At 66.2% G+C, this 26,364-nt stretch carries 25 protein-coding genes; 10 read left to right on the top strand and 15 right to left on the bottom strand.

Going from position 1 to position 26,364, the window contains the following annotated elements; all coding sequences use genetic code 11:
* Positions 1-39 precede the first annotated feature (39 nt).
* The 3 genes from ABD301_RS00225 to ABD301_RS00215 all read left to right on the top strand — a co-directional run bounded on the left by ABD301_RS00225 (position 40) and on the right by ABD301_RS00215 (position 2,933).
* Positions 40-966, top strand: a complete 927-nt coding sequence (locus ABD301_RS00225; RefSeq protein ID WP_344306027.1) for a 2-hydroxyacid dehydrogenase — start codon at positions 40-42, stop codon at positions 964-966.
* Positions 967-1,269: 303 nt separating this feature from the next.
* Complete coding sequence (locus ABD301_RS00220; protein WP_344306025.1) at positions 1,270-2,046, top strand: GNAT family N-acetyltransferase; 777 nt, start codon at positions 1,270-1,272, stop codon at positions 2,044-2,046.
* Positions 2,043-2,933, top strand: coding sequence for a lysophospholipid acyltransferase family protein (locus ABD301_RS00215; RefSeq protein WP_344306023.1), 891 nt, complete (start codon positions 2,043-2,045; stop codon positions 2,931-2,933). The genes ABD301_RS00220 and ABD301_RS00215 overlap by 4 nt, the downstream gene beginning before the upstream one ends.
* A 71-nt stretch (positions 2,934-3,004) precedes the next feature.
* Here the strand turns inward: ABD301_RS00215 and ABD301_RS00210 are convergent, their stop codons facing one another.
* The 4 genes from ABD301_RS00210 to ABD301_RS00195 form a co-directional block, all read right to left on the bottom strand.
* A complete protein-coding gene (locus ABD301_RS00210) occupies positions 3,005-4,360 on the bottom strand; it encodes an MFS transporter (protein ID WP_163569042.1) in 1,356 nt (451 codons plus the stop codon).
* 151 nt (positions 4,361-4,511) lie between these two features.
* Positions 4,512-5,588 (bottom strand): 2-oxoacid:ferredoxin oxidoreductase subunit beta, encoded by a 1,077-nt coding sequence (locus ABD301_RS00205; RefSeq protein WP_163569061.1) that lies wholly within the window; start codon positions 5,586-5,588, stop codon positions 4,512-4,514.
* Positions 5,582-7,465, bottom strand: a complete 1,884-nt coding sequence (locus ABD301_RS00200; RefSeq protein ID WP_344306021.1) for a 2-oxoacid:acceptor oxidoreductase subunit alpha — start codon at positions 7,463-7,465, stop codon at positions 5,582-5,584. The genes ABD301_RS00205 and ABD301_RS00200 overlap by 7 nt, the downstream gene beginning before the upstream one ends.
* A 98-nt stretch (positions 7,466-7,563) precedes the next feature.
* Positions 7,564-8,529 (bottom strand): DMT family transporter, encoded by a 966-nt coding sequence (locus ABD301_RS00195; RefSeq protein WP_344306020.1) that lies wholly within the window; start codon positions 8,527-8,529, stop codon positions 7,564-7,566.
* A gap of 82 nt (positions 8,530-8,611) precedes the next feature.
* Here ABD301_RS00195 and ABD301_RS00190 point away from each other — a divergent pair, with 82 nt between their 5' ends.
* The gene (locus ABD301_RS00190) at positions 8,612-9,541 is read left to right on the top strand and encodes a LysR family transcriptional regulator (protein WP_344306018.1); all 930 of its coding nucleotides are present in this window, start codon (positions 8,612-8,614) and stop codon (positions 9,539-9,541) included.
* Between the two features lie 240 nt (positions 9,542-9,781).
* On the opposite strand, the gene ABD301_RS00185 is transcribed toward ABD301_RS00190, so the two are convergent.
* Complete coding sequence (locus tag ABD301_RS00185) at positions 9,782-10,465, bottom strand: GntR family transcriptional regulator (RefSeq protein WP_344306016.1); 684 nt, start codon at positions 10,463-10,465, stop codon at positions 9,782-9,784.
* Between the two features lie 13 nt (positions 10,466-10,478).
* Entirely contained in the window at positions 10,479-12,167 is a 1,689-nt protein-coding gene (locus ABD301_RS00180; protein WP_344306014.1) for a thiamine pyrophosphate-binding protein, read from the bottom strand.
* 278 nt (positions 12,168-12,445) lie between these two features.
* Between ABD301_RS00180 and ngcE the strand changes: the two genes are divergently transcribed.
* Positions 12,446-13,867 carry an N-acetylglucosamine/diacetylchitobiose ABC transporter substrate-binding protein gene (ngcE, locus tag ABD301_RS00175; protein ID WP_344306013.1) on the top strand — a complete coding sequence of 474 codons (1,422 nt, stop codon included), beginning with the start codon at positions 12,446-12,448 and terminating at the stop codon, positions 13,865-13,867.
* Positions 13,868-14,182: 315 nt separating this feature from the next.
* On the opposite strand, the gene ABD301_RS00170 is transcribed toward ngcE, so the two are convergent.
* Positions 14,183-14,947 (bottom strand): HpcH/HpaI aldolase family protein, encoded by a 765-nt coding sequence (locus ABD301_RS00170; protein ID WP_163569047.1) that lies wholly within the window; start codon positions 14,945-14,947, stop codon positions 14,183-14,185.
* A gap of 39 nt (positions 14,948-14,986) precedes the next feature.
* Between ABD301_RS00170 and folK the strand changes: the two genes are divergently transcribed.
* Both folK and ABD301_RS00160 read left to right on the top strand, forming a co-directional pair.
* Positions 14,987-15,499, top strand: a complete 513-nt coding sequence (folK, locus tag ABD301_RS00165; RefSeq protein ID WP_344306011.1) for a 2-amino-4-hydroxy-6-hydroxymethyldihydropteridine diphosphokinase — start codon at positions 14,987-14,989, stop codon at positions 15,497-15,499.
* A 79-nt stretch (positions 15,500-15,578) separates the two neighbouring features.
* Entirely contained in the window at positions 15,579-15,977 is a 399-nt protein-coding gene (locus ABD301_RS00160) for a hypothetical protein (protein ID WP_163569048.1), read from the top strand.
* On the opposite strand, the gene ABD301_RS00155 is transcribed toward ABD301_RS00160, so the two are convergent.
* From ABD301_RS00155 to ABD301_RS00135, 5 genes are read right to left on the bottom strand one after another with little or no spacing between them, the layout of a single operon-like run.
* The gene (locus ABD301_RS00155) at positions 15,978-16,379 is read right to left on the bottom strand and encodes a RidA family protein (RefSeq protein WP_279580738.1); all 402 of its coding nucleotides are present in this window, start codon (positions 16,377-16,379) and stop codon (positions 15,978-15,980) included.
* Complete coding sequence (locus tag ABD301_RS00150) at positions 16,379-17,206, bottom strand: enoyl-CoA hydratase family protein (protein ID WP_344306007.1); 828 nt, start codon at positions 17,204-17,206, stop codon at positions 16,379-16,381. Before ABD301_RS00150 ends, ABD301_RS00155 begins: the two co-directional genes overlap by 1 nt.
* Positions 17,203-17,940, bottom strand: coding sequence for an SDR family NAD(P)-dependent oxidoreductase (locus tag ABD301_RS00145; RefSeq protein WP_344306005.1), 738 nt, complete (start codon positions 17,938-17,940; stop codon positions 17,203-17,205). The genes ABD301_RS00150 and ABD301_RS00145 overlap by 4 nt, the downstream gene beginning before the upstream one ends.
* Positions 17,941-17,975: 35 nt before the next feature.
* A complete protein-coding gene (locus tag ABD301_RS00140; protein ID WP_344306003.1) occupies positions 17,976-19,613 on the bottom strand; it encodes a phytoene desaturase family protein in 1,638 nt (545 codons plus the stop codon).
* A complete protein-coding gene (locus ABD301_RS00135) occupies positions 19,586-20,470 on the bottom strand; it encodes a PaaX family transcriptional regulator (RefSeq protein ID WP_344306001.1) in 885 nt (294 codons plus the stop codon). Before ABD301_RS00135 ends, ABD301_RS00140 begins: the two co-directional genes overlap by 28 nt.
* Before the next feature lie 107 nt (positions 20,471-20,577).
* Here ABD301_RS00135 and ABD301_RS00130 point away from each other — a divergent pair, with 107 nt between their 5' ends.
* The 3 genes from ABD301_RS00130 (at position 20,578) to ABD301_RS00120 (ending at position 24,277) form a co-directional block, all read left to right on the top strand.
* Positions 20,578-22,134 carry an AMP-binding protein gene (locus tag ABD301_RS00130; RefSeq protein ID WP_163569050.1) on the top strand — a complete coding sequence of 519 codons (1,557 nt, stop codon included), beginning with the start codon at positions 20,578-20,580 and terminating at the stop codon, positions 22,132-22,134.
* A gap of 77 nt (positions 22,135-22,211) precedes the next feature.
* Positions 22,212-23,000: an SDR family oxidoreductase gene (locus tag ABD301_RS00125; protein WP_344305998.1), complete on the top strand. Its 789-nt coding sequence runs from the start codon at positions 22,212-22,214 to the stop codon at positions 22,998-23,000.
* A gap of 35 nt (positions 23,001-23,035) precedes the next feature.
* Positions 23,036-24,277 (top strand): styrene monooxygenase/indole monooxygenase family protein, encoded by a 1,242-nt coding sequence (locus tag ABD301_RS00120; RefSeq protein WP_344305996.1) that lies wholly within the window; start codon positions 23,036-23,038, stop codon positions 24,275-24,277.
* A gap of 59 nt (positions 24,278-24,336) precedes the next feature.
* Here the strand turns inward: ABD301_RS00120 and ABD301_RS00115 are convergent, their stop codons facing one another.
* From ABD301_RS00115 to ABD301_RS00105, 3 genes are read right to left on the bottom strand one after another with little or no spacing between them, the layout of a single operon-like run.
* A complete protein-coding gene (locus ABD301_RS00115) occupies positions 24,337-24,789 on the bottom strand; it encodes a peroxiredoxin (protein WP_163569062.1) in 453 nt (150 codons plus the stop codon).
* A 22-nt stretch (positions 24,790-24,811) separates the two neighbouring features.
* Positions 24,812-25,561, bottom strand: coding sequence for a lysophospholipid acyltransferase family protein (locus ABD301_RS00110; protein ID WP_344305995.1), 750 nt, complete (start codon positions 25,559-25,561; stop codon positions 24,812-24,814).
* Positions 25,558-26,358, bottom strand: a complete 801-nt coding sequence (locus ABD301_RS00105; RefSeq protein ID WP_344305993.1) for a DUF1295 domain-containing protein — start codon at positions 26,356-26,358, stop codon at positions 25,558-25,560. Before ABD301_RS00105 ends, ABD301_RS00110 begins: the two co-directional genes overlap by 4 nt.
* Between the last annotated feature and the right edge of the window lie 6 nt (positions 26,359-26,364).

The raw sequence follows: 26,364 nt of genomic DNA, 5'->3' as shown, positions 1-26,364 counted from the left end.
GAGAGGGTGATCGTGGGTGGGGGCGCCTAGAGTGGTCCCATGTCTTCGACGCGTCATGTTCTGGTGCCGTGGGCGCAGCTCAGCGACCGGATGGGCGGCCAGTGGCCGGCCGGGTTGAGAGTTGACGTCTACGACGGGGATGGCGAGCCGCCGGACGGCGTGGATGACGTCGAGTTGTATGTGATGCCGTACACGAAGCCCGGCGCGTTGGCGCTGCTGGACAAGCTGCCGTCGCTGCGGGTTCTGCAGGTCCTCACGGCCGGCGTCGACGCGGTGATCGGACGGATCGGGCCGGACGTACGGCTCCACAACGGACGTGGGCTGCATGACGCGAGTACGGCCGAACTCGCGCTCGGGCTGATGCTGGCGGCGCAGCGTGAGATCCCGCACTGGGTGGACAACCAGCGGCAGGCGAACTGGGCGCCGCATTTCACCCGTTCGCTGGCCGACTCGGTGGTGGTCATTCTCGGATACGGCTCGATTGGCGCGGCGCTGGAGCGGCGATTGCTGGCCTGCGAATGCGAAGTCGTACGGGTAGCCAGCCGGCCGCGGCCCGCGGAGAACATCTACGGGCCGGAGTCTTTGCCTGAGTTGCTGCCAAAAGCGACGATCGTCGCGGATATCCTGCCGTCCACACCGGCGACCGCGAAGTTCCTCGACGCGCGGCGGCTCGCGATGCTGCCAGACGACGCACTGGTGGTGAATGTCGGTCGTGGCGCGACCGTCGACACCGAGGCATTGCTGACGGAAACCGCTTCCGGCCGGCTGCGTGCGGCGCTGGACGTGACTGACCCGGAGCCGCTGCCCGCCGACCATCCGCTCTGGTCGCTGCCGAATGTCTTGATCAGCCCGCATGTCGGCGGCGGATCGTCGACTTTCTATCCGCGGGCGGAGAAGTTCGTCGTCGATCAGCTGCGCCGCTTCGCGGCCGGTGCGGAGCTGGTCAATCTCGTGCCGCGAAACTGAATCGCTGGTGAACGCCCGTTCGTCCAGCGTTTAGGCAATGCGGAAGGAATTTGCTTTTGCTTTGAATACAGTGCTGCGCGATCTCGCTTATGCTGGCGTTCTGTACCCTGTCGTACGAGCGTGCGGTGTGGCAATGTCGGCGATTCGGCCGGATTTCGGCCCGATCGGAGCGCTTGACCAAGATTTCCTGACGGACACCCGATAGCCATGTGAAAACGACCAGGCTGTCACTTTCTGGCGTGACCATGAGGTGTGACCGCAGTGTCTCGACCACATTTGTCATGACCGGCAGGAGACATCAGCATGCTCAATGCCGTGCAACCGGGCGGGTCCACGCTCGCGACCGCGCCATCGCCTTTTCCTTACGAGGTCACGGTTTCCCGGGAGCCGCTGGAAGTACGGGCGGCGCAGCGGCTGCGCCACCAGGTGTTCGCGCTGGAAATGGGCGCGACGCTCGCCGACCGACAGCCGGGCATCGACGCTGATGACTTCGACGCGTACTGCGACCACCTGTTGGTCCGGCATCGTGCCAGCGAGGCCATCGTCGGGACCTACCGGCTGCTGCCGCCCGAAGCCGCCGCGCGCGCCGGCATGCTTTATTCGGACGGCGAATTTGACCTGACAGCACTGGAAAAATGCCGGCCGGCGCTGATCGAGGCGGGCCGCTCGTGCGTTCATCCGGATCACCGCAACGGCGCCGTGATCGGCCTACTGTGGGCCGGCATCGCCCGCTATCTCGTCACCTCCGGCGGCCGCTGGCTGGCCGGCTGTGCGTCCGTGTCGCTGGACGACGGCGGGCTGCTCGCCGCCGGTGTCTGGGGAACCGCGCGGGAAATGCACCTCAGCGATCCTGAGCTCAGAGTTACTCCGCACCACCGGTGGAAAGTCGGTGCCGGGGTGCCGCCCCTGAGTAACGCGGGCCTGCCCCCGTTGCTGCGCGGTTATCTGAGGCTGGGCGCGAAAGTCTGCGGCCCACCGGCGTACGATCCGGATTTCCACACCGCCGATTTCTTTGTGTTGCTGGACATCGAAGAGGCCAACCCGCGCTACCTGCGCCGCCTGGTGGACGGTCTGCGATGAGCCACCCGCGGCCGGCGCCGACCGGATGGGCGCCGCATTCGCCATGCCAGCCTGGTCGCTGCCTGCCGGCGGCGACCAACGCGCGGCAGGCGGCTATGCCCCGCCGGATCGGCCGGCTGCTGGCAGCGTTGTTGCTTATTCTCAGTGGCTTTGTGTTTTCGCCGCTGCTGGTGGTTCTGAGCCGTCGCCGCCGGCTGGCCGCTGTCCGGATCGGTGCCCGCCTTCTGTTGCACAGTCTCGGAATTGCCCTGACCATCCGCGGCCGGCTCGCTCGGCCCGGCGGCCAGGCGGTGCTGTACGTCGGCAACCACACGTCCTGGATTGACATTCTCGCGATGATTGCTGTTCAGCCATGCCGCCACGTGGCCAAAAGTGGGGTACGCGGTTGGCCGGTGATCGGTCCGATCGCGACTGCCGCCGGCACGGTGTGGATGGACCGCGACAAGCTGTCCACGCTGCCGGCCGCGGTCGAGCGGGTCGCCCGCGCGCTGCGGATCAGCGGTGCGGTCGCTGGCTTTCCGGAAGGAACCACGTGGTGTGGCCGCGAACGCGGTCCTTTCAAGCCGGCGATTTTCGAGGCGGCCGTACGAGCCGGTGCCCTCGTCCAGCCGGTCGCCCTGCAGTTCGCCGACGGTCGGACGGCTTTTGTCGGCGACGACACGCTTGTCGCGTCGGTCTGGCGGACGGTCAGCCTCCGCCGGCCGCGGCTGGTCGTGCTGGCGATCACCCCACTGGACGCCACCCAGGTCCGTTCCCGCGGCGCCCTCGCCGACGCCACCGCGACCGCGATCGCCGGTGCTTTGCGGGAATCCCCGGTCCGTACGCCCGCCACCGCCCCCACCCGCGTCCGGCCCGCCCTGCCCGCTGGCTCTCCGTCCCTGGCCTGACCGCCGAAAAGTCCGCAACGCCCTGTTGCTTGCACCCCGCGCAAGCAACAGGGCCTAAACACTGATCGGGGTCAGGTGGCGGGCTTTCCTTCAAGGGCGGCAGCAGCGGCGGCGCCGGTGCTTTGGTCCGCGTCGACGGGTTCGGTGGCGGCGGCCACTTTGGGCATGACCAGCAGGGCGATCATCGCTAGTACGCAACAGCCGATGATGAAAATGCTGATGCCGGTGGATGACTTGGTGTTTTCCAAGATGGCGGCCGCGATCAGCGGTGCCGGGCCGCCGGCGACGACCGACGCGAGTTGGTAACCGAGGCCGGCGCCGCTGTAGCGTACGCCGGTGCCGAAGCCCTCGGCGATCAGCGCGGCCTGCGGGCCGTACTGAATGTCGTGGAAAATCAGCGAAACGACAACGGCGGTCAGCATCAGCGCGGGCATTCGGGTGTTCAGCAGCCCAAAATAGGGGAAAGCGAAGAGTGCGGTCGCGACAATCCCGATGCCGTAGATCAGTCGCCGGCCGAAGAGGTCGGAGAGATAGCCGGCGAGCGGGTTGGTGACCAGGCCGACGGCGGCGGCAATGATGGTGAAGTTCAGCATGGCGCTGCGGGTCATGCCGAGGGTGGTGGTTCCGTACGCCAGCACGAAAACCGTGAAGAGATAGAACGGCGCCTGCTCTGACATCCGCACGAAGGCGCCGGTGGCGATCGCCAGCGGCTGGGTCTTGATGACCTCCCAGACCGGCAGCCGTACGACCTTCTGGTCCTTCTTGAGGACAGCGAAGGCGGGGCTTTCCAGCACCCGCAGCCGTACGTACAGGCCGATGCCGATCAGCAGAAAGCTCACCAGGAACGGGATCCGCCAGGCCCAGACGTCGAATCCGGAGCCGGTGAGGTTGCTGACGATCAGGAAGCAGCCCGTCGACGTGATGAGGCCCAGTGGCACGCCGAACTGTGGCCAGCTGGCCATCAGGCCGCGCCGGTTCTGCTTGCCCCATTCCATCGACATCAACACCGAGCCGCCCCACTCGCCGCCGACGCCAATGCCCTGCACGATCCTCAGCACCACCAGCAGGATGGGCGCGGCCACCCCGATGGTCGCGTACGTGGGCAGCAGGCCCATCAGAAACGTCGCCACGCCCATCAGCATCAGGGTGGTGATGAGAGTCGTTTTGCGGCCGATCCGGTCGCCGTAGTGACCGAAGATCGCCGCGCCGATCGGCCGAGCCGCGAAGCCGACGAACTGGGTGCCAAAGGCGGCCAGGATGCCGATGTACGGCGACTGCCCCGGAAAGAAAAGCTTGGGGAAGATCAGCGCGGCGGCCGTGTTGTAGAGGAAGAAGTCGTACCACTCGATGGTGGTTCCGACAGTGCTGGCGACCACTGCCCGCCGGCGCTGGCTGCGGATCAGGTCAGGACTCGCGGTGCCGCTCATCGCCCACACTCCAGGGAGTAGTGATGTCGATCATGCAGCGTGCATCCAGTATGCCGGTGGCGTCAAGGATTCCTGGTCACCGAAAAGAAAATACCCGTAAAAAACCGAATGGGACCCTTTCCGGCTGGAAAGGGGCCCATTGTCGGGAAAGCTAGTCGACGGTCCAGGTGTCCTGGCCCCGCAGTAGCGATCCGAGCTCGGAGGTGTGGTCGCCGGCCAGCTTCGCCTCGGCGGCGGCCACCTGGCCGCGCAGCTGGTCGTCGTACGTCGGATGCTCGACTGACCGGAAGACACCGATCGGGGTGTACGGCAGGTCCTTTGTGGACAGCCGGGAAAGTGCGTACGCGTAAGCACTGTCCTCGGCGTGCGCGTCATGTACGACGATCTTGTCCTTGCCGACCTCGTTGACGTCGGCGACGGTCAGCATGCCGTTTTCCGGGTCCCGGATGACTCCGCGCGAGGAGTCGGTACCAAAGACCAGCGGCTCGCCGTGCTCCATCCGCACGGTCCAGTCGGCGCCGTTCGTACGATCCTTGATCAGGTCGAACGCGCCGTCGTTGAAGATGTTGCAGTTCTGGTAGATCTCCACCAACGCGGTGCCGCGGTGCTCGGCCGCCGCGCGCAGCACCGAAGTGAGGTGCTTGCGGTCGGAATCGATCGTACGAGCCACAAAAGTCGTCTCCGCGCCCAGCGCGAGCGACACCGGGTTGAACGGGTTGTCCAGCGAGCCCATCGGCGTCGACTTGGTGATCTTGCCGACCTCGCTGGTGGGCGAGTACTGGCCCTTGGTCAGGCCGTAGATCCGGTTGTTGAACAGCAGGATCTTCAGGTTCACGTTGCGGCGCAGCGCGTGGATCAGGTGGTTGCCACCAATCGACAGCGCGTCACCGTCACCGGTCACCACCCAGACGCTGAGATCTTCGCGGGCCGACGCGAGGCCGGTCGCGATCGCCGGCGCACGGCCGTGGATCGAGTGCATCCCGTACGTGTTCATATAGTACGGGAAACGGGAAGAACAGCCGATCCCGGAAACGAAAACGATGTTTTCCCGGGCCAGGCCCAGTTCCGGCAGGAAACCCTGCACAGCGGCCAGCACCGCGTAGTCACCGCAGCCCGGACACCAGCGCACTTCCTGGTCGGTCTTGAAATCGGCCGCCCGCTGCGGGATGTCGGTCTTTGGAATGCTGCCCAGCGAGGGAAAACCCAGCTCGACGACGTCGGTCACGATCCGTCAACTCCCGCGATGACATCGGTCAGCACCCCGGCGAGCTCTTCGGCCCGGAACGGCATGCCTCGCGTTTTGTTGTATCCCATGGCATCGACCAGATAGCGCGCCCGGATGAGGGTGATCAGCTGGCCGAGGTTCATTTCCGGGATAATTACTTTTTCATACCGCTTCAGCACCTCTCCCAAGTTTGTTGGGAACGGGTTGATGTGGCGAAGATGGCCCTGCGCGATGGAATGGCCGGCCTTGCGTACCCGCCGGCAGGCGGCCCCGATCGGCCCGTACGTGGAGCCCCAGCCGAGCACCAGCACCTTGGCGTCGCCGTTCGGGTCATCGACCTCAAGATCGGGGATCGAGCGGGCGACTCCGTCGACCTTGGCCTGGCGCGTACGCACCATCAGGTCGTGGTTGGCCGGGTCGTACGAGATGTTGCCGGATCCGTCGGCCTTCTCGATGCCGCCGATCCGGTGCTCCAGCCCCGCGGTGCCGGGAATCGCCCACGGCCGGGCCAGCGTCTCCGGATCCCGCAAATACGGCCAGAACTCCGGGTTTCCCTTGGCGTCGGTGTGGTTTGGCTCGGTGGCGAACTCAACCGACAGGTCCGGCAGCCCGGCGATGTCCGGAATCCGCCAGGGCTCCGACCCGTTGGCCAGGTATCCGTCGGAGAGCAGGAAAACCGGTGTCCGGTAGGTCAGCGCTATGCGGACCGCTTCCAGCGCCGCGTCGAAGCAGTCGGCCGGTGACTGCGGCGCGACGATCGGCACCGGAGCCTCGCCGTTGCGGCCGTACATGGCCTGCATCAGGTCGGCCTGCTCGGTTTTGGTGGGCAGCCCGGTGGACGGGCCGCCGCGCTGGATCGCGCAGATGACCAGCGGAAGTTCCAGCGACACCGCGAGGCCGATGGTCTCGCTCTTAAGCGCGACACCGGGACCCGAGGTGGTGGTGACCCCAAGAGCGCCACCAAAGGACGCGCCGAGTGCCGCGCCGATGCCGGCGATCTCGTCCTCGGCCTGGAAAGTCTGCACGCCGAATCGTTTGTGTTTGCTCAGCTCGTGCAGGATGTCGCTGGCCGGGGTGATCGGGTACGCGCCGAGGAAAAGCGGCAGCCCGCTCTGCACCGACGCGGCGACCAGGCCGTACGCCAGCGCGAGGTTGCCGGAGATGTTGCGGTACGTGCCGGCCGCCATCGCCGCCGGCTTCACCTCGTACGAAACCGAGAAGTCCTCGGTGGTCTCGCCGTAATTCCAGCCGGCTCGAAAAGCCGCGACATTTGCGTTCGCGATGTCGGGCTTTTTGGCGAACTTGCTGCGCAGGAAGTCGATGGTGCCCTCGGTGGGCCGGTTATACATCCACGAGAGCAGGCCGAGCGCGAACATGTTCTTGGCTCGCGCGGCTTCCTTGCGGCCGAGGCCGAACTCCTTGACCGCCTCGACCGTCATTCCGGTGAGGTCCAAGGAATGCACGTGATACGCCTCAAGCGACCCGTCTTCGAGGGGGTTCTCGTCGTACCCGATCTTGCCGAGGTTGCGCTTGGTGAAGTCCGCGGAGTCCACGATGATGGTGGCCCCGTGTGGGGTCTCGGGCAGGTTCGCCTTCAGCGCCGCCGGGTTCATCGCCACCAGCACGTCCGGCCGGTCGCCGGGCGTCAGGATGTCGTGATCGGCGAAGTGCAGCTGGAAGCTGGAAACCCCGGGAAGGGTGCCGGCCGGAGCCCGGATCTCGGCTGGGAAGTTGGGAAAAGTCGACAGGTCGTTGCCGAAGGATGCGGTTTCAGATGTGAACCGGTCACCTGTCAGCTGCATTCCGTCGCCGGAATCTCCGGCGAATCGGATGACGACCCGATCGAGCTGCTGAATCTGCTTTGACTGTGTACTTGACACGTGCAGGCACGACCTTCCGACGACATACGACCCCAATGTTACGACGCCGTAGGTAGCGAATCTTGGAGCCGTGCGTCACAGTGGCCAGTTTGCCTGGTCTATCCTGCCCGGTTGGTCAGTCCCGCTGGGCCAGTTGGCTGACCGGTAGCGGACTGCGGACTCGTGGAAGTCGCGAGCGTGGCCGATTCGGAATCGGTACGGATCTTGCGCCGCCGGGTGAGCGCCACGCCGCCGAGCACCAGCAGCATGCCGCCGATGGTCACCGCGTCCAGCTGTTCGTTCAGGATGAGGGCGCCGAGCAGCACGGACACCGCCGGCATCAGGTAGCCGACGGTGGACGCGAGCGTCGGGCCGTCGTCGGCGATCAGCCGGTAGTTGAGCAGGAAGCCGAGGCCGGTGCCGGCGAGCCCGAGCACCGTCACGCTCACCAGCACGGGCCAACTCAGCCGCACCGTGGTGAGGCCGGCGAACGGGGTGATGACGATCATGATGATCGCGGCCACCGTGAGCTGGCTGGCGGCCAGCGCGGCCGGCGCCACCCGGCGGCTGAGGAAGCGGCCGATGAAGATGAAGCTGACCGCGTAGAGCGCGGCCGCCGCGACGCACGCAAGGGCGCCTGCGAGCGTACCGCCCGATGCCCGCCACGGCTCCAGGATCACCATGGTGCCGGCGAACCCGACCCCGATGCCGGCGAACTGCGCCCAGCTCGGGCGGCGCTCGGCGCCGGTGACGACGGCCAGCAACGCGACCAGGACGGGGGTCGTCGCGTTCAGCACACCGGCCACGTTGGAGTCGATGCTGCCTTCGCCGATGCCGAAGAGCGTGAAGGGAATCACAGCGCCGGCGACCGCTGGTACGGCGATCAGCGCCCACGTTTTGAGATCCTTCGGCAGCGCCAGCCGCGTGACGAGGCAGAAGGCGAGCATCACGGCGGCGCCCAGGACGAGGCGTACCAGCGTGATCTGGATCGGCGAAAGCCCAGTCAGGGCGATCTTTATCCACAGGAAGCTGGATCCCCAGCACAAAGCCAGCAAACCCAGCCGTAACAGGCTCCCGAACCGCATATGACCAGCCTGCGGTCTCCGAAGCATCAGTTCAAGCGAATTGTTCTACAGTCATTGGTAAGTGGCACTGTACGATTACGCTGTGCTTGATTTGCGCCGGTTAAGAGTCCTCAGCACGGTCGTGTCGGCCGGGTCGATGGCGGCCGCCGCGGAGCGGCTGTCGTACACGCCGTCGGCGGTCAGCCAGCACCTCGCCGCGCTCGAGCGGGAGGCGGGAGTGCGGCTGCTGGAGCGGGTCGGCCGGGGCGTGAGACCGACCGCCGCCGGCCGGCTGCTGGCCGAGCAGGGCGATGCGGTGATCGACCGGCTGGCGGCGGCCGAGGCGGCGCTCGCCGACCTTCGTACCGGCAGGGCCGGGCTGCTGCGGATGCGGTTCTTCGCGACCGCCGGGGCTTCGTTCGTGCCGCCAGCGCTGGCGATTTTCCGGGGCCGGCATCCCGATGCCGAGCTGGACCTCGCGATGCAGGAGCCGCCGGACTCGGTGCACGCCGTGCGGGCCGGCGAGGCGGACATCGCGATCGCGGTGGAGCCAGTCGCCGGGTCTCCGGAGCGGGACAACGGGTTGTGCTGGACGCAACTTCTCGACGACGAGTATTTCGCGATCCTGCCCGCCAACCATCCGCTGGTGGACCGCGGCGACGTGGCGCTGGCCGACCTCGCGCAGGAGCAGTGGGTCGACACCGAGCCGCAACCCAGCCCTTGCAGCGAGATCCTGACCAGCAGTTTCGCCGCCGCCGGGTTCAGTCCGCAGGTCATTGTGGCCACCGATGACTACCCGACCACCCAGGGCATGGTGGCCGCCGGCCTCGGCATCTCGCTGGTGCCGCTGCTGGCCCTGGACCGACCGCATCCCGGTGTGGTGGTGCGCCGGCTGCGGTCCAACCCGCCGATCCGCCGGATCCTCGCGGTGGTCCGCGCCGGCGCCCAGGATGAGCCCTTCGTCCGTACGATCACCGAGGCACTGCGCACGGTCGCCGACAGCCACGTCCTGCGTACGCCCTCCCGAGCTTGACCTTTTTGTCGCCTTTGTCGCCATCGAAAACGTCGAGTTCGCGGAATCCGACAGGGTGCGGCGCGAAATTGTCGTAGGTGTCTGTTTTTCTTTCCCCCTCCCTTTGAACGGGCGGGGGGTGGGTCGAGAGGTGGACCTTAATTTTTAGTTGGACATTGGTCCTCGAACCCGCCCCCCACCCGTCACTGGGTGGGGGCAAATCTGCCGGAGGGGTACGACAGTTTCGAGCCGCAGGGGGTGTCAGAGGCGGTGCAGGATCAGGTCCAGCGCGAATTCGATGTGTTCGCGGGCGGCGGTGGCGGCCCGGTCGGGGGAGCGGGCGCAGACGGCGGCGATGAGGGTGTCGTGTTGTTCGGTGGAGACGGCCAGGTCGGCGTCGGTGTAGAGGCCGGCGACCGTACGGTTGAAGAAGTAGAGGCGACTGGTACGGGCCTGCCGCAGCAGGGTCGCGTTGTGGGACATCCCGATGATCGAGTCGTGCAGGTGCGCGTTGAAGTCGACCCTGGTGACCGGCGACTGGCTACCGCGCACGACCGGACCGCCGGGGACAGACTTGCTGCCGGGGGCGACCGTGTTGCCGGGGAAGACTTGGCCGCCGCGCAAGGCGGCCACCGAGGCGAGTTCGTCGTCGGTGGCGCGCTGGGCGGCCAGCCGGGCTGCGTAACTTTCCAGCGCGGCCCGCACCTCGTAGATCTCCGAAATCTCCGCCTTGCTGTGCTCGTAGACGACCCAACGCCGCCGGTGCGACGTGATCAGGCCTTCGGACGCGAGCCGTTGCAGGCTCTCCCGCACGGGCGTGCGGCTCACGTCCAGCCGCTCGGCGATCTCGACCTCGGACAGTGACTCGCGTGGTCGCAGGTCGCCGTGCACGATCTGCTGGCGCAACCGCCGGTAGACCTCGTCGGAGAGGTTGGGACCATCCACGACGGCGATTTTGTCAGTAAACCGGCCGCTCGGTGTCGCCGGCCAGCGCCCGGGTCCACGCCGGCACCGGTGGCACGTGGTCGATCAGGTGCGGCACCTCGACGTCGATGTAGACCGAGGTCCCGGTTCGTACGGCCTCCGCGACCGCGGTTTTCACGTCGGCGAGGTCTCTCGCGCGTACCCCCCGAATGCCGGACGCTTCGGCGATTTTGGCCGCGTCGACAGTGCCGGGATCGACGCCGAAATACCTTCCTCCGCTGTAAAGATGCTGAAGCATCTTGATCCATCCCATGCTGTGGTTGGTGAATTGTACGAAGACTATCGGCAATCCCAGTCGGGACACCGTTTCCAGCTCGCCGCATGCCATGTTGAAGCTGCCGTCAGCGGTTAGCGCGAGCACCGGTTTGCCGGGCCGGGCCAGCGCGATCCCGACGGCGGCTGGGATCGCGTAGCCCATCGGGCCGTGCCCGCGCGGCACGATGACCGTCCGGCCGGCCTCGCTGACCTGCCAGTACGTCACGACATTGGGCGTCGGGGTGCCCGGATCGGCCACCACGACGGCTGGCCCGCCGATCGCCTCCTGAGCCACCCGGATCACGTCCGCCGGCAGCAGTTGGCCAGCTGGCAGCGAGACCGGTTGGTCAGGCTCGTACGTCCGCACCGGCTCGTGATTTTTGGTCAGGGGCAGGGCATCCGCGAGTTGGCCGAGGATCTGGTCGGCGTCGCCGACGAGATCGAGGGCGCCCGGATAATTGCGGCCGGCCCGCGAGGCGTCGATGTCGATGGCGACAATTTTCGCGCTGTCCCTGGAAGGTGCGGTGAAGCCGTCGGTGTCGGTGGCGTTTGCGCGGGTGCCGACCAATAGAACCACGTCGGCTTCGCGCAAGTATGCGTTCACCTCCTCCCGACCGCCGTTGTTGCCGGCTACCCCGATGCTCCAAGGGCAGTCGTCCGGCAGGACACCACGGCCATGGATCGTGGTGGCGACCGGGATACCGGCCTTCTCGGCGAGTCGGCGCAGGTTGGCGTACGCTCCGGACAGGTGCACGCCGGAGCCGGCCAGAATCGCCGGTTTTCGTGCCCTGGAAAGAATGTGTACGGCCCGATCGACGGTGGCGGCCGGCCGGGACCGGGGCAGGTTGGCCAGCCCTGCCAGTCCGTCCAATGTGGACTCGTCGACAACTACCCGTTCGTCGAGCACGTCCTCGGGCAGGATCACCACTGCCGGGGCGGGCCGTCCCGAGGTGATCTCCGTCAGTGCCTTCTCCATGGCAGCCGGTATTTCCGCGGCTCGCGCCACTCGTACGCGGTATTTCGTCACCGCGGCGAAAAGTGCTTCCTGATCGATCTCGGTCAGTGCGCCGGTGCCTCGGCTGGCGGTGTGGATGTCGGAGGTGAGAACCAGGATCGGGACGCCTGCCGCGTACGCCTCGCCCAGGCCGCCGATGACGTAAGTAGTGCCGCCGCCGCTGGAAACCTCGACAACGCCGACGGAGTTGCTGACCCGGGCGAAGCCGTCGGCCATTGCGGCCGCGTGCCGTTCGTCTCGGGCGAGGATATGCCGGATGTCTTTCGTACGACCATAAAGTGCGTCATAGAAGACCACTCCGGTGTCGCCTGGCACCCCGAAGAGCGGCCCCAGGCCGGCCCGGACCAGGCATTCGACCAGCAGGTCCGCGCCGCGACCGGAGAACGTGCCCATTTTTCGCCTTCCTGATTCAGAACCGGACGCCCTCGGCGACCAGGTCGGATCGGCAAAAGCAGCACGGGTGCGGCCGGTTCGGTGACGCTGAGAGCATTCATGCTCACTGCCTTCAGGCGATCCGTACGGCGACCCTATTCTGCATGCAGAGCTGCATGCAAGAGTTAACCGAGAGCGGTCAATGTGACGGAATGATCTTCCGGATGGGGCCAGTGACCGGCACTATGGCTGACTCGATATTCGTCGGGGCGTTCCGGTGAACGGATAGAGGAGATTTGATGAGCGAATCGAAGGACCTTTCCCGACGAACAGTCCTCGGGCGGGCCGCCGCGCTGGGCGCGCTGGCGGTGCCAGGCGCCGCGCTGCTGGATGCCTGCGCGACCGGCGGTGGCGGTGGCGGAGGATCGGAAAAGGGCACTGTCACCAAGGACAATCCGCTGGGCATCAAGGAGGATGCCGCGCTGGAAGTGGTGATCTTCAAGGGTGGCTATGGCGACAAGTACGCGCTGGACGCCGAAGCGGCGTTCAAGAAGAAACATCCCAAGGCGACCGTCAAACACAACAGCACCCAGCAGATCACCCAGCAGCTCGCGCCACGCTTTGTCGGCAGTAACCCGCCGGACCTGATTGACAACTCCGGTGCCCAGGCCCTGGATATGAACGCGCTTATCGGCAAGGGGCAGGTCGCTGACCTGACCCCGCTGCTGGACGCGCCATCGCTGGACGATCCGAGCAAGAAGATCAGGGACACGTTGCGACCCGGGATCGTGGAGGCGGGACAGTACGGCGGCAAGGAAGTTTATGCGCTGAATTACGTGCAGGCCGTTTTTGGCATCTGGTATTCGTCCACCCAGCTCACAAAATACGGCATCCAGCCGCCGCAGACCTGGCAGGCGATGTTGGACGCGTGCGCCACCCTGAAAAAGAACAATGTGGCCGGGTGGACGTACGCCGGCAAATATCCCGGCTACGTGCACTACTGGCTTTTCGCGCAGATCGCCAAGGTCGGCGGGAAAGAGGTGCTGATCGCGATCGACAACCTGGAACCGAACGCCTGGAAGCACCCGGCGGTGAAAGCCGCACTGGAGCCCATCGAAGAGGTGGTCGCGAAGGGTTATGTCCTGCAGGGCAGTGAAGGCCTGACGCACATTGAATCGCAGACCGCGTGGAACCAGGGCAAGGCCGCCTTCATCCCGAACGGTTCCTGGGTGGAGAACGAGGCAAAGGGCACCACGCCCGCCAATTTCGGCATGGCCGTACAGGGACCTCCGTCCGTTTCAGCCGCTGACAAAATGCCGTTCGGCACCATCTGGTCCGCGCCGACCGAGCCGTTCATCGTGCCCAAACAAGCGATGAACTCCCTCGGCGGGATGGAGATGCTGCGAGTTTTCCTCGCCAAACCACAAGCGCAGAACTTCGCCCGTCAGGTCAGCTCACTCACCTGCGTACTGGAAGGCGCCGAGGGTGTCCCGCTGCCGCCCGGCGTGACCTCGGCGAACGCGGCCCTGAAGGCGGCTGGCGCGAACAACACAGTCAACCCGTTGATTCTTACGTGGTACGCCAAGCTCGTGCAGGACATCGGCCAGAACTGTGGCCTCCTGATGTCCAAGCGGATCTCGGCCGCCGACTGGATTACCAAAACCCAGGCCCTCGCCGACGCCGTCGCCTCCAACAGCTCGATCAAGAAGTTCAAGCACTGAGTTGTTGGCGGCAGTGCCTGCCGCGGACGCGTTTGGTCTGGTCGCCGGACCCGCCAAAGACCGGCGGGTCCACCGTCCAGACCGGCGGCCTGGCGGCCGCGGCGTCGGGGTGGTCCGGTCGGGTGTGGTCCGGTCACGTGGTGGGCTGCGGCAGTGCCTGCCGCGGACGCGTTTGGTCTGAGTTGCTGGCGGCAGTGCCTGCCGCTGGACGCGTTCGGTCTGGTCGCCGGACCCGCCAAAGACCGGCGGGTCCACCGTCCAGACCGGCGGCCTGGCGGCCGCGGCGTCGGGGTGGTTCGGTTGGGTGTGGTCCGGTCAGGGTGTGCGGGCGGTTTTCAGGTGGGCGGTGGCGGCTTGTTCCAGGTGGGCCAGGTCGTTGCTGATCGTGGTCATGGTGAAGCCGCGCGCCAGCATTCGGGCGGCGGTCTCGCCGTCCGGGCAGTGCATCGCGCAAGCGATCCCACTCTTGTGTGCAGCTGTCAGAATCCGGTCGACGGCTTCGTCGAAGGCGGGACGTACGGCCTGGTCACCGGGGTAGCGGCCGCCGACGGCGAGGGTCAGGTCAGCCGGCCCGACGTAGAGGCCGTCCAGGCCCGGCGTCGCGCAGATGTCGTCGACGTTGCGCAGCCCGTCCGGCGTCTCGATCATCGCCAGGCAGACCACCGCCGCGTTCGCGTCGGCCGGCGTTGGGCCGATCCGCAGGGACGAGCGGAACGGGCCGAAGCTGCGTACGCCGTCGGGCGGATACCGGCAGGCGCGTACGGCCAGCGCGGCCTCGTCAGCGGTGTTGACCAGCGGCACGATCACCCCACGGGCGCCGGTGTCCAGCGCTTTGCCGATCCAGGCCGGGTCGATGGCCGGCACTCGTACGATCCCGGCCGACGACCCGCGAGCGTCGACCGCGGTCATCGTCGTCAGCCACGCGCGGTAGTCGAGCAGCCCGTGCTGCCCGTCAACCGCGACGTAGTCATAGCCAATGCCGGCGATCCGTTCGGCGGCCGGCTGGTTGTCGGTGACGATCCAATAGCCGACGAGCTGCTCACGGGCCCGTACGCGGTCGGCGAAATTCTCCGGAGTCATAACCGACCCTAACCTTTCGAGCAAGGCAAGATCGATGGCATGAGCCGCGCAGTCCTTGCTTTCGGATCGAACCTCGGCGACCGGTGCGCCACCTTGCGCGAAGCGCTCGCGGGGCTGGGACCAGCGCTGATGCGGGCCTCGGGTGGGTACGAGACACCGCCGTGGGGGGACGCGGACCAACCGGCGTACGTCAACGCGGTCGCCCTCGTCGAGGACCCGGCGATGACCGCTTCCGGCTGGCTCGACCTCGCCCACCAGTTGGAGTCGGCGGCCGGTCGGGTCCGCGACCCCGAGCGCCGGTTCGGCCCTCGTACGTTGGACGTCGACGTCCTGGCCGTCTGGCAGGACGACCTCGCGGTGGTTCAGGACGATCCGGTGCTCACCCTGCCGCACCCGCGCGCCCACCTGCGTGCGTTCGTGCTGGTCCCGTGGCTGGAGATCGACCCGGCGGCGATAGTCCCTGGTCATGGCCCGATCGCCGACCTCGTCCGTACCGACGCGGTCGCTCCCGACGTGCCTGCCGTGCGAGCCCTCGGGCCGCTCCTTGGGTAAAGCGTCGCGGGACGAGCAACCTCTGAGCGGCGGCCTGCGTACTGGTAGGTGAGTGGGCGGGCGGCGGAAGGCACGGGGTATGGCCGAAAAGGTTGATGATGAGTTCAGCGAGTTCGTACGGCAGACGTCCGGTCGGCTACTGGCGACTGGTCGCTCCGTCCGGAACGACAGGACCGGCCAGGTGCCTGGGTTCCACGCTCTCACCGGTGACGGGTACGACCATCTGCTGCTTGGCTACTACAAGGGACCTATCGCGAAGTTCGTTTTTACTTACCTCGGTAAGAACATGGACACGTACGTGCAGAAGTGGAGTCAGGACCCGACGTTCTCGTTCGTCTGGTTCAAGATCCCGGAAAAGGTCGACCGGGTGAAGTTCTACAACAGCCTGGAAAAGCCGACGAACGCGACGATCGCGGCTTTGGACGCGAACGGGAACCAGCTGCCCCTCGGTCCCGATGCCACCTTGTTCGCCGAGTAACTACGGTGCGATGACCGCGGTGGCGATGATTTCGACCAGCGCCTGAGGATCGAAGAGTTCTGAAACACCAAGCAGGGCCATGGCCGGGTAGTGCCGTCCCAGATGGGACTGGTACGCCCGGCCAAGGTCTTTCAAAGCGCCTCTGTACGCGCTCATGTCGGTCGTATAAATGACCATCGAGACAATGTCTCCGGGCTCGCCGCCAGCGGCTTTTAGTGCGATGACCACATTGGACAGTGCCCGGTCGAACTGGGACACGATGTCGTCGCCGACGATTTTTCCGGTCGAATCCTGGGCGGTCTGGCCGCCGAGATAGACCGTGCGCCCAGCGGCCGCGACGGTGGCGTGCGAAAACCCGACCGTCGGGCCCAACTCCGGCGGATTGACCAGCTCGTGCGGCATCAGCGACCCTGCCATTTCGGTGGCCGTTTGCCGGTGAAAGCCGCATGGAACTCGCGATAGTCCTCGCCGTGCATCAGCAGTGCCTGAGTGGTGGCGTCCAGTTCGAGCGAGGCCGACAAGCCCATGTCCAGTTCACGGGAGATGACGGCTTTGGTCGACGCGTACGCCTGGAAAGGCCCGTCGGCGAGGCGTCGGGCCAACATGGTGACCCGCTCGGACAACGCCTCTTCTGGTACGAGTTGGCTGACCAGCCCGTAGCGCTCGGCCGTCTCGGCGTCGAGGGTGTCGCCGAGCATCAGCAGCTCAGTGGCTCGGCCGACACCGATCATCCGGGGCAGCAGGTAAGCTGCGCCCATGTCGGCGCCAGACAGGCCGACTTTGGTGAAAAGAAAAGCGAACTTCGCGGACGGGGTCGCGATCCGGAAATCCGCCGCGAGCGCCAGCACGGCACCCGCGCCGGCCGTCATGCCATGCAGGGCAGCCACGATCGGGACCGGACATTCACGCATTGCCCGAACGACCTCGCCGGTCATCCTGGTGAAAGCCAACAGCTGATCGGTGCCCATGCGCAACGTCAGACCGATGATCTCGTTCACATCACCGCCGGAGCAGAAACCCCTGCCCTCGCCATGAAGAACGAGCACCCGGGTGTCGTTTCGGTGCGGCAGCTCGGCAAGCAGGTCGCGGAGGTCCGCATATGCCTGGAAGGTAAGGGCATTCAGCTTGTCCGGGCGGTTGAAGGTCAGGGTGGCGATATTGTCGGCGCGTTCGAGGCGGAAATGCTTCCACTCCTCGGTGAAACCCACCGAGCCGCGAAACGGGCTCATCGTTGCAGGCCTCCTCCGTCCAGGACCAGCGACTGTCCATTGATGCAGCCGGCGTCCTCGCTCGCGAAAAACGCTACCGCAGCGGCCACTTCGGCGGGTTCCAACAGTCGACCCAGCGGTGCGGCGGCGGCGAGATCGGCCTCGGCGGCGGCCGCATCCCGGCCGGTTCGCTCGCCAATCAGCTCGATCGCTCGATCGGTCAGCGGCGTACGCACGAAGGTCGGGCAAACCGCGTTGCTGGTGATGCCGGTGCCGGCGATCTCGGCGGCCAAGGCGCGTACGACACCGAGCATCGCGTGCTTGGAAGCCGTGTAGGCGGCGGTGTAGCGGGCCCCGATGTGCGAAGCGGTGGAGGCGACCGCGATGAACCGGCCCCAGCCAGCCGCCCGCAACTGCGGCAGAAATGCCTGCGAAACCAGGAAAGCGCTGGTGGCGTTGACCCGTATCTGCTCGTCCCAACTGTCCACAGTGGTCTGCTCGAAGCGTGCGGTGGACGCCATGCCGGCGTTGTTCACCACGACCGCCACCGATGTCAACTCGCCGGCCAGCGCGGCCACCTGGTCTGGATCGGTGACGTCACACCGATATCCCTGGACCGGCAGCTCCTTCTCCAAGGCGGTGAGGCGCTCGGCGGATCGGCCGACCGCGGCCACGGTGAAGCCGGCCTGGGCCAGACGCAGGCAAACCGCCCGCCCGATCCCGCCCGACCCGCCGGTGACGACCGCGACACGCATTCGCCGAACGTATCACGCCTCTGTTATTGCCGTCACTAACGCGCTATACGAATCCTGTCGATCCGGTCCCTGATCTGCTGCAACGGTGGCGGGGTGGTGAGCTGCTGGGCGACCAGATGGCCGGAGCCGGCGCCCAGGCCGGCACCCGGGTGGGTTGACGAACCGATGTGCCACAGGCCCTCCACCGGAGTGCGGTGGGAGCGGGTGGACGGCAGTGGTCGCCAGAACAGTGACTGGTCGAGGTCGCAGGCGCCACCGTACGGGTCGCCGAAGCGCGCGTTCGGATTTGCCCTCTCCAGGTCGACTGGGGTGATGATTTTGGTGTCCAGCACCAGATCCGCGAGACCGGGCGCGTGGTCGGCGATCCGGTCGAGGACCCGGTTGGCGTAACCGGCGGCGAGTTCCTCGGTCCAGCCCCGCGAAGTGTCCAGTTCCCCGGCCGAGTCACCAGTCGGCGCGTACGGCACCTCTTGAAGCTGGATCCACAGTGCTGCCGCGCCTTTTGGTACGCGAGTGGGATCCAGTACGTCCTGCCGGCCGACCACCACGGTCGGCGCCGACGGCAGCAGTCCGGCTTCGGCCTGGGCACACGCGATGGCCGTGCTGGAAGAGCCGTCGGTGATGTGCACCATCGGCACCGGCGCGAGTCGCGAGTCCCGCCAGCGCGGCGGCGCCGAAAGTGCCACGTGGATCTGCATCGCGCCCCGCCCGAAGCGGAACCGAGCCGCCTCCTGGCGTACCGGTTCCAACTCGGCGACCTTGGTTTTGTCCGCCGGCAACAGGGATCCGTAAAGCACGTCCGGGGTCACCGACGCGAGAACGGCCCTGGTAGCCGAGATCCGGCTCTCGGTCGTCCGAACGCCAATCGCTTTTCCGGCCGCCACCACGATTTCCTCGACCCGCTCGCCGAGCATTACTCGCACGCCGAGCTCGTCGAACAACGCCTGGAATGCGGCCAGAAAGTTCTTCGCACCGCCCTGCACCACGGACAGGCCGGCGCCATGGATGCTGGCGGCGAGCAGCGGCATCATCAGTCCACCCTGGGCGTGGTCCGGGGTCAGGCCGGCGTGCAGTAACCAGGGCGCAAAAAGGTGATCGACTTCTGGCCCGGCGAAACGGCTGCGGGCCCAGGCCCGGCCGCTCATCAGCGTCGAGCGGAGCAAGTCCTCCAGGTCGTCACGTCCAGATTTTCGCCACCCGACGGTGAAAGTCTTCAAATTGCCGACTGAACGCGGCTCGCCGGCCAGCATCGCGCCAATCACCGGCAGATGTTTCTCCATTTCGCCGAGAGCGACCAAATAGGCGGCACCATCGGCCGGGTCGGCGAAACCTTCGGCCGTCCGCACCGGATCACGAAAACACAGGCTCACCCGGCCATCGGCGGCCACGCTCGCGCCGACTTCGGTGTCGGAATCGCAGTATTTCAAGCCGTGCCGGTGCAAATCCGGGCCGAGCGCGGCGTACGCGCCGCTGCCAAGGAAAAGCGTGTGCCACGAGGAGAAAGTGTCGTGCTGGTAGCCCGGAACGGTCAGCTCACCGGAGTCGATGAAGCCGCCTATCCGGTCGTTGCCGTCGACCAGGGTCACTTTCCAGCCCGCCTTGGCCAACTCGGCCGCGGCGACCATCCCGTTGATCCCGGCGCCGATCACGATCGCGTCGGTCTGGCTGACCATGGTTCTCCCTGGAGTGAGACGGTGGTTTCCAGATGCCGGCGGGCCGGCTTTTCTAGCCGCTCGCGGATGGTCCCGAAAAGTTCGGCGGCTTTGGCGCCATTCCAGTCGGCCGGCAGCACCTGCGCCGGCAGTCCGGGATCCAGATACGGCAACCGGCGCCACTGCGTCAGAATCGGGACGTAGTCAGCGAAAGCCTCCTGATCGGTGGCCGTCCGCCGGCGCGCCCACCGCCGCCACACCGGCTGGCTGCCGGCAAGGAAGTCGGCGTACGAGTCGTGCAGTCGCTCCATGTCCCACCACTGACCGATCTTTGACGTCAGATCGGCGTCGTTTAGGTAGTCCGCGCTGAAAAACTCAACATACGGCGTCAGCTCCAGCCGGGCCACCAGATCGGTCGCGCTGGTCCGAAGGTGCGCCGGCGCGATCCACACTCCTGGCGAGACGGTGCCGAAGCCAAGCCGGCTGAGCTGCGTACGCAACGTGTGCCGGCGATCCCGCTCGGACTCCGGCACCGAGAACACCGCGAGGATCCAGCCGTCCCGCACGGATGGCCGGGGCAGCGCGAAAATCCGCTGGTCGCCCTCGTCCAGCAGGTGCTCGGCCGGTTCGGAAAGGGCATAGCCGGCGGCGCCGCCGACCTTCTCGGCGATCAGCATGCCGCGCCGCTTCAGCCGCGAGACGGAGGACCGCACGGCCGCCTCGTCGATGCCGAGGTCGGCCAGCAGCCGGACCAGCGCGGCCACCGAGAACCACCGGCCGGCCTGCCGCCCGTCCAGCCCGCGCAGGCCGTAGAGCGTCACGATCAGGTGCCGTGGCTGGGCGAGCCGTTCGATCACGGCCGGCGGGGCTGCTGTCACAAAGGCCACGATAACCGTCTCAGTGGCCCAGCACCGAACATGCTGTTCTCTTGACTGTCGTCACGAGTCAAGCATACTGGGGGCAGAGCTGGAAGGCGGTGCGTTCCATGCGGCTTTCACCCTCCGCGCATCTCGACACGTTCTGCCGGGACCACCTGCCCGCGCCGGACAGCTGGCCGGAGTTCGACTTCACGCTGCCGGAGCTGGCCTATCCGGCCGAGCTGAACTGCGCCGCGGAGCTGGTGGACGGCGACAGCGACCGGCGTTGCCTGCTCGGCGACGGCGAGGTGTGGACGTACGCCCAGGTGGCGGATCGGGCCCGTCGGGTCGCGGCGGCGCTCACCGACGATCAGGGGCTCGTGCCGGGGAACCGAGTGTTGTTGCGTGGCCCCAATAATCCGTGGCTGGTGGTCAGTTGGCTCGGCGGTTTGCTGGCCGGTGGAGTCGTGGTCACCACGATGCCACTACTGCGGCCCGGCGAGCTGGCCACCATCGGCGAGATTTCCCAGCCAACGGTGGCGCTGTGCGACCCGCGCTTTCTCGATGACCTGGTTTTGGCCGACATTCCGGGATTGCGCATCTTGACGTACGACGATTTACAGATTTCCACCGTACGGGCGGATTTCACTCCGGTGCGGACGGCAGCAGATGACGTGGCGATGCTGGCTTTCACGTCCGGCACCACCGGACGGCCCAAGGCCACCATGCATTTCCACCGGGACGTGCTGGCTATCGCCGACACGTACGGACGGCATGTTCTGCAGCTGCGTCCGACCGACCTGGTGGTCGGAACTCCGCCGCTGGCGTTCACTTTTGGGTTGGGCGCACTGGTGATTTTCCCGCTGCGGGCCGGCGCGGCGACTTTGTTGCTGGAAAAAGCGGCGCCTGAGCTGCTGGTCGACGCTATTGAAGAGCATGCCGTGACGGTCGTCTTCACCGCCCCCATCGCATACCGGGCGATGCTCTCGGAGCGCAATCTCGGAAGAATCTCGTCGCTGCGGCGCTGTGTGTCCGCCGGCGAACACCTGTCGGCGGCGATCTGGTCGGATTTCCGGGAAAAGACCGGCATCCGGATCCTGGACGGCATCGGTGCGACCGAGATGCTGCACATTTTCCTGTCCCGCACCGAAACCGACGACAAGGCCGGCTCGACCGGCCGTCCAGTGCCGGGCTACCAGGCGATCGTCGTCGGCCCGGCCGGCGACCCGGTGCCGGACGGGACGCCCGGTCAGTTGGCCGTCCGCGGCCCGACGGGCTGCCGCTACCTCGCTGACGACCGGCAGCACGACTATGTCCGGAACGGCTGGAATATCACCGGAGACACGTACATCCGCGACACGGACGGCTGGTTCTGGTTCCAGGCCCGCAGCGACGACATGATCGTTTCGGCCGGTTACAACATCGCCGGCCCGGAAGTCGAAGAAGCCCTGCTCAGACACCCCGACGTTGCCGAATGCGCGGTCGTCGGCGCGCCTGACGACTTACGCGGCACGGTTGTCAAGGCCGTCGTCGTACCCACGAACGGTGTTTTACCGGACGTCAAGGCTTTGCAGGACTTCGTCAAGAGCGAGATCGCGCCCTACAAGTATCCGCGCATCATCGAGTTCCGCACCGAACTGCCCCGCACCGCCACCGGCAAGCTCCAACGTTACCGCCTTCGCTGAGTTTCTCGCGGCAGTCTCCGTTGACCGATCACCCGGGCTGCGCAAGGCTGTCCAGTGTCGTCTCTGGGGAGGTTGCGGTGGCCGAGTTGGCTGGGCGGGTGGCCGTTGTCACTGGTGGGGCCACGATTATTGGGGCCGCGGTGGTGCGGGTCATGCATGCCGCCGGGGCGAAGGTGGTGATCGCGGACATCGACTCAGCAGGCGCCGACCGGGTGGCCGCGAGCTGCGGCGACGGGGTTTTGAGCGTACGCACGGACATCACCGACGATGCTGCCCTTGCGTCCTGTGTGGACACCGCGGTGCACGCGTACGGACACGTGGACACGATTGTCAACCTCGCCTGCACCTATGCGGACGACGGCTTCGAGTCGAATCGGGACCAGTGGCTTGAAGCGCTAAACGTGAACGTGGTCAGCGCGGCTTTGCTCGTACGCGCCGCATACGAGCAGCTGAAGGCCAGCGGCCGTGGTGCGGTGGTGAACTTCGCGTCCATCTCGGCGAATGTGGCGCAGACCGGCCGGTGGCTCTATCCGGTCAGCAAGGCCGCGATTGTGCAGCTCACCCGCAATATGGCGATGGACTTGGCAGCGGACCGGATCAGGGTGAACGCGGTGTCGCCGGGTTGGACGTGGTCGGCGGTGATGGACCAGCTCAGCGGGTCCGACCGGGCGAAGACGGACAGAGTCGCCGCGCCTTTCCATCTGCTACGCCGGGTGGGTGATCCCGAAGAGGTCGCCGAGGTGGTCGCGTTCCTCTGCTCGGATGCGGCCAGTGTGGTGACCGGCGCGGTGTGGGCCGCCGATGGCGGGTATTCCGCGATGGGGCCAGAACAGGCCATTTCCGCCATTCCGTTGCTGAGCGAATAAGATCTTTTCGAATCCGACGTCAGGGGAGCGACCTCATGCCCAAAGTGACTATTGTTGGCGCCGGCCAGTCCGGGTTGCAGTTGGCCATCGGCCTGCTGGGTAACGGTTTCGAGGTGACGGTTGTCTCGGACCGGACGTCGGAGGAGATCGCGACCGGCAAGGTGGCCTCCAGCCAGGCCATGTTCGACACCGCGCTGCAACACGAACGCGACCTCGGGCTGAACTTCTGGGAAGAAGAATGCCCGCCGATCGAAAGCATCGCCTTCGCCGTGCCGGCGCCGCCGGACAGCCCGCAGGCGGGCGGCAAGGCGATCGACTGGGCCGGCAAGTTGGACAAGGTCGCCCAGTCGGTTGACCAGCGGTTGAAATTCCCGGCCTGGATGGCCGAGTTTTCCAAGCGCGGTGGCGATCTGGTGATCCACACGGCGACCGCCGCCGATTTGCAGACGTACGCGAACGAGTCCGATCTGGTCATCGTGGCCGCCGGGAAGGGCGATATTGTCCGGCTTTTCGAGCGTGACGCCGAACGCAGCACCTATGACGCGCCGCAGCGCTCGCTCGCCTTGACCTACGTCAAGGGCTTGGCACCGCGACCCGAGTTCTCGGCGGTGAGCTTCAACCTGGTGCCGGGGCTGGGGGAGTATTTTATTTTCCCAGCACTGGCCACCACCGGACCCTGCGACATCATGGTTTTTGAGGCCATTCCGGGCGGGCCGATGGATCGCTGGGCCGATGCCACCGATCCGGCCAAGCACCTGGAAGTGTCGCTGTCGATCCTGCGGGACTTCGTGCCGTGGGAGTACGAGCGGTGCGCGAACATCTCCTTGACCGACGATGGTGGCGTGCTGACCGGACGTTTTCCCCCGACCGTACGCAAACCGGTGGTGACGCTGCCGGGCGGTGGGAAGGTGCTCGGGTTGGCGGACGTGGTGGTGCTGAACGACCCGATCACGGGTCAGGGTTCCAACAATGCCAGCAAATGTGCGGCTTCCTACCTGAAGTCCATTGTGGAGCATGGCGATCGGCCGTACGACGAGGAGTTCATGCGGGCCGCCTTCGAGACCTTCTGGGATGAGGCGCAGTTCCCGACGATCTGGACGAACGCGTTACTCGGCCCGCCACCGGACCACGTTCTGCAGCTGCTCGGCGCGGCCGGCGAGGAACCGCGGATCGCGCACCGCTTCGCCAACGATTTCGACGACCCACAGGACTTCTTCGAGTGGTTCATGGACCCGGACAAAGCCGCCACCTACCTGGCTGACCTCGCCAAATCCTAGTTTTTCCACAAACGCCCCGTTACTTGCGTCCCGGCGCAAGCAACGGGGCGTTGAGGACTTTAGTGCGACAGCGACTCGAGGGCCTTGTCGGCGTGGAGGTCGAATTTCAGCTCGCTGGAGATCACGTCCTTGATGATGCCGTCTTTGCCAATGACAAATGTTGAGCGCTTGACCGGGGTCAGCATGGCGAGGATTTTGCGTTTGACGCCGTAGGCGGTGGCGACTTCGCCGTTCACATCGGACACCAGCGGGTAGTCGAAGCTGTGCTTGTCGGAGAACTGCTTCTGTTTTTCGACCGTGTCAACGCTGATGCCGACGCGCTGCGCGCCCAGCTTCTCGAATTCCGCCTTCAGGTCCCGGAAATGACAGCTTTCCGTCGTGCAGCCAGAGGTCATCGCGGCCGGATAGAAGAAAAGCACCACCGGACCGTCTTCCAGCATGGCCTTCAGATGCCGGGTCTTGCCGTCCTGATCGGACAGTTCGAAGTCGGGAGCCGGATCGCCGGGCTTCACCATCGGAGCACCACTTTCATTCTCAGCTGGCACGTCCGGCGGTCTCGCCAGACGCGGTCGACAGTACGGGTCGCGGCGCGGTGCCGCCGAGATGGGCCGGCAGCCACCAGGGATCGGTGCCCGGCGCGGGCCGCAGTGGATAGTCGCGCTGCGCCTCGTCGAGCATGGCCGCCAGTCGGTCGTGCAACTCGACGGCGGCCTTTTCGGCTTCCCGCCGCCGTGGGCGCATCGGCTCACCGAAGCTGATGAGCACGGGCGACCCCCAGGCCTTGCGGAGCTGGAAGGGGTGGTCACGGGTGAGCACTCGGTGGCTGCCCCAGAGCACGACCGGGATCAGCGGCACGCCGGCGGCGGCCGCCATCCGGACCGCACCGGCCTTGATCTCGCCGACCGTCCAGCTCACATTCACCTGGGCTTCGGGGAAAACGCCGAGCAGCTCGCCTTCTTTCAGCACCTCCAGCGAACGCCGGTAAGCCGGCATGCCGTCGTCGCGATCGACCGGAATGTGTTTCATGGCCCGCATCAGCGGACCGGCGATCGGATGGTCAAAGGATTTCGCAGTGGCCAGGTATCGGATCTTGCGACCGGTCGAGCGATGCATCGCCCATTCGGTGAGAGCGAAGTCGACGTAGCTGAAATGAGTGATCGCCAGCACCGCGCCACCAGTACGAGGTAGGTTCTGGATGCCTCGTACTCGCCGGCGCAGGTTCAGCGACTGGAAAAGCGCGCGACCGACGGTGATCGCGGTCGTGTAGACCGGCTCACGGGTCATGTCGTCTTCCTTGGCGGAAGAGGGAAGAATCCGCTCGTACGCTCGACATAATCGGCGAATCCCGGCCGGTCGCGCATATGCTTTTCCAGGACGCGCTTGCCGGTGCCACGCGCCAGGAAATACGTCATGATCAGCGGCGACAACACGGTTAGCGCGCCCGGCCACGCATCCGCGGCGATGAGGAAAAGGCCCCACCACACGCACGCATCACCGAAATAGTTGGGATGCCGGGTGTAGCGCCAGAGCCCCTCGGTCATGACCACGCCTTTGTTGGCGGGACGCGCTTTGAACCGCACCAACTGCAGGTCGCCAACAGCCTCGAAGAAGAAGCCGACCAGCCAGATCGCGGCTCCCACCCAGGCGACGATGCCCAGCCCACCGGCCGAAAACTGCGTCACTTGGACGGGCAGCGACACGAACCACATGGCGACGCCTTGCACCAGATAGACGCTGCGCAATGCGTACGCGTCGCGGTTGCCTTTCGCCCGCGACAAAAGCTTGTCGTAGCGGGGATCCTCGCCGTGCCTGCGCCCGCGCCATCCAATGTGGACGGCCAGTCGGACGCCCCAGAGCACCGTCAAAGCGGTGATCAGCCAGCGCCGAGCGGGGTCGCCATGGCCCGCGGACGCGACCAGGGTGACGATCGCGATGAGCGCGAAACCCAGTCCCCAGGCCACATCGATGACCGCGTGTTTGTGATAGATCAGCGCAGCGGCGAAAGTGATCGCGAGCAGCACGACGACGGCCAGCGCGGTCAGCGGCAGGGTGTGCAGGAATGAACCGAGGGCGAAAGACAAAACAAG

Origin of the sequence: Fodinicola feengrottensis, from assembly GCF_039530045.1 — a bacterium.
GTDB classification, from domain to species: Bacteria; Actinomycetota; Actinomycetes; order Mycobacteriales; family HKI-0501; genus Fodinicola; species Fodinicola feengrottensis.
This window is presented reverse-complemented; position numbering and strand designations above follow the sequence as displayed.

Coding starts and splice junctions, on each gene's coding strand:
- ABD301_RS00195 (WP_344306020.1), bottom strand. CDS start 8,529: ATGCGGTTCGGGAGCCTGTTACGGCTGGGTTTGCTGGCTTTGTGCTGG.
- ABD301_RS00170 (WP_163569047.1), bottom strand. CDS start 14,947: ATGACTCCGGAGAATTTCGCCGACCGCGTACGGGCCCGTGAGCAGCTC.
- folK (WP_344306011.1), top strand. CDS start 14,987: ATGAGCCGCGCAGTCCTTGCTTTCGGATCGAACCTCGGCGACCGGTGC.
- ABD301_RS00220 (WP_344306025.1), top strand. CDS start 1,270: ATGCTCAATGCCGTGCAACCGGGCGGGTCCACGCTCGCGACCGCGCCA.
- ABD301_RS00155 (WP_279580738.1), bottom strand. CDS start 16,379: ATGCCGCACGAGCTGGTCAATCCGCCGGAGTTGGGCCCGACGGTCGGG.
- ABD301_RS00225 (WP_344306027.1), top strand. CDS start 40: ATGTCTTCGACGCGTCATGTTCTGGTGCCGTGGGCGCAGCTCAGCGAC.
- ABD301_RS00110 (WP_344305995.1), bottom strand. CDS start 25,561: ATGACCCGTGAGCCGGTCTACACGACCGCGATCACCGTCGGTCGCGCG.
- ABD301_RS00150 (WP_344306007.1), bottom strand. CDS start 17,206: ATGAGCCCGTTTCGCGGCTCGGTGGGTTTCACCGAGGAGTGGAAGCAT.
- ABD301_RS00120 (WP_344305996.1), top strand. CDS start 23,036: ATGCCCAAAGTGACTATTGTTGGCGCCGGCCAGTCCGGGTTGCAGTTG.
- ABD301_RS00160 (WP_163569048.1), top strand. CDS start 15,579: ATGGCCGAAAAGGTTGATGATGAGTTCAGCGAGTTCGTACGGCAGACG.
- ABD301_RS00130 (WP_163569050.1), top strand. CDS start 20,578: ATGCGGCTTTCACCCTCCGCGCATCTCGACACGTTCTGCCGGGACCAC.
- ABD301_RS00145 (WP_344306005.1), bottom strand. CDS start 17,940: ATGCGTGTCGCGGTCGTCACCGGCGGGTCGGGCGGGATCGGGCGGGCG.
- ABD301_RS00140 (WP_344306003.1), bottom strand. CDS start 19,613: ATGGTCAGCCAGACCGACGCGATCGTGATCGGCGCCGGGATCAACGGG.
- ngcE (WP_344306013.1), top strand. CDS start 12,446: ATGAGCGAATCGAAGGACCTTTCCCGACGAACAGTCCTCGGGCGGGCC.
- ABD301_RS00210 (WP_163569042.1), bottom strand. CDS start 4,360: ATGAGCGGCACCGCGAGTCCTGACCTGATCCGCAGCCAGCGCCGGCGG.
- ABD301_RS00180 (WP_344306014.1), bottom strand. CDS start 12,167: ATGGGCACGTTCTCCGGTCGCGGCGCGGACCTGCTGGTCGAATGCCTG.
- ABD301_RS00215 (WP_344306023.1), top strand. CDS start 2,043: ATGAGCCACCCGCGGCCGGCGCCGACCGGATGGGCGCCGCATTCGCCA.